The sequence below is a fragment of the Bacillus sp. 17RED48 genome, from assembly GCF_019837545.1.
GTDB lineage: Bacteria > Bacillota > Bacilli > Bacillales > Bacillaceae_G > Bacillus_A > Bacillus_A wiedmannii.
This window is the reverse complement of record NZ_JADAXG010000042.1, coordinates 1-1,590: the sequence shown is the minus strand read 5'-3', so window position 1 is coordinate 1,590 and position 1,590 is coordinate 1. Positions and strand designations below refer to the sequence as shown.

Here is a 1,590-nt window from a genome sequence, read left to right as displayed (position 1 = left end):
CCCACTTGCTACTACCGCTGGCACAGATGGCTGGATTTCTATCATTCTGGGATGGATGGTTACTTCTATAATTGGCGTATTTATTGTATTAATGTTACAAAAAAGTCCTAGCAAAAGTTTCTCACAGATTTTAAAAGCATACTTTGGTAAATGGCTAGGAACAATTTTTCTTCTTTTATATGCCTTTTATCTATTTTTTGCTGGTTTTAATACTTTATTAAAGGCAACTGACATTATAAAAGTGTGGATATTCCCTTCCACTCCTGCTTATCAAATCGCCATATTATTACTATTGCCTTTTATTATTTTATCATTGAGTGGGATAAGGGCTCTTACTAGTTATTCTATGCTTGTTTTCTTCTTCACTGCTTGGATGCCACTATTTCTTCTGTTTTCATTAAAGAGTAACTACAATCCTTTACACCTACTACCTATTTTTAAAGATGGCATATCCCCTATTGTAAAGGCAACAAAAGAAACAATTACCCCTTATGCCGGCTTAGAAATTGCATATTTTATTTATCCGTTCTTACAAAAAAAACAAAAAGCCCTAAAAGGAATACTAATAGCGAATACTGGAACCATGTTTTTCTATCTATATGTGACTATTCTTTCTTATATATACTTTAGTCCGGAGGGGATAAAAGACGTAATTTGGCCAGTATTTCATTTGTTAAAAGGGGTTCGTTTTTCATTCATAGAACGATTAGAAATTATATATATCGCTTACTATTTGATTGTATTTTCTACTACAATATATCCGTATTTATTTTTCAGTTTTGAATCTGTAACCATTTTTTTTCAAAAAAATGCTCGCAATTGGGTGCTCGTTAGTTTTATGTTTTTAATAGTCGGCTTATTTATTTTTCTAAATCCCGACGTAGATCAATATTTGTTTATATATTCTCTTATGGATATCTTAAATATCATTTTCTTTATTCTATTACCAATCTTTTTTTTCGCATACAGCATTCTTTTCACTTGGTTAACTAGGAGGAAACAACTTTGATTCGAAAATGGATATGGATTGTAACTTGTTGTGTATGTTTAATCGGTTGTAGTCAAAGAATCCCTCTTGAACAGGTTTCATTAATCCTGTTAATCGCCTTAGATAGAACTTCTAATGGAGATATAAAAGTGGGCACAAGCATACCACTCTTTCATCATAAACAGCAAAGAAGTACTATAGAGCAATGGGCGCAGGCATCCACTGTATATAATGGATTCAGTAAAATAGATACGAAGTTAACGGGCTATATGACAGCCTCAAAAGCTGAAATCATTTTAATTGGGAAAAAATTGGCCCAAGAAGCAAATTGGATGCAGGAGCTTGATTCTTCTTACCGTGATCCTTACGCCACCATTAATGCTAAAGTAGTACTTGTTGATGGACCTGTAGAAGAAATTTTCACAATTAATAAGCCCGATAAACCATCACTACCATCTTACATAAGTAGTGTAATCGAATCCTCCATTCAAAATAATCAATCCGTTTCTTCCACGATTCAACAATTAATGAGAGAAAAAAATGAAGAAGGAATGACACAAACTGTTCCAATTATCAAAAAAACAATGAATGAAATCGACACA

2 protein-coding genes are annotated in these 1,590 nt (G+C 32.8%); both read left to right on the top strand.

The features are described from left to right. Positions 1 to 1,009: GerAB/ArcD/ProY family transporter (locus ILT06_RS32115; protein ID WP_222655995.1), on the top strand; the 1,009-nt coding region annotated here is incomplete at its 5' end. Beyond that, positions 1,006 to 1,590: Ger(x)C family spore germination protein (locus ILT06_RS32110; protein ID WP_483861607.1), on the top strand; the 585-nt coding region annotated here is incomplete at its 3' end. The genes ILT06_RS32115 and ILT06_RS32110, both read left to right, overlap by 4 nt.